Annotated in this window: 2 tRNA genes; both read left to right on the forward strand. The window is 58.1% G+C overall.

The window, feature by feature from the left end:
- The first annotated feature begins 28 nt into the window (after positions 1 to 28).
- A tRNA-Met gene (locus OGX66_RS00030) sits at positions 29 to 105 on the forward strand.
- Positions 106 to 153: 48 nt separating this feature from the next.
- Positions 154 to 227: transfer RNA gene (locus OGX66_RS00035), tRNA-Met, on the forward strand.

The raw sequence follows: 227 nt of genomic DNA on the forward strand, positions 1-227 counted from the left end.
CGAGCAGAGTATAGTGCGCATCCACGGACGCGGGGTGGAGCAGCCTGGTAGCTCGTCGGGCTCATAACCCGAAGGTCGTCAGTTCAAATCTGGCCCCCGCAACCAATTAAAATCAGAAGCAGTAACGTTACTCGATGGAAGAGTAATGACGGACGCGGGGTGGAGCAGCCTGGTAGCTCGTCGGGCTCATAACCCGAAGGTCGTCGGTTCAAATCCGGCCCCCGCAA

Source organism: Citrobacter sp. Cf072, from assembly GCF_030334485.1.
GTDB lineage: Bacteria > Pseudomonadota > Gammaproteobacteria > Enterobacterales > Enterobacteriaceae > Citrobacter > Citrobacter freundii.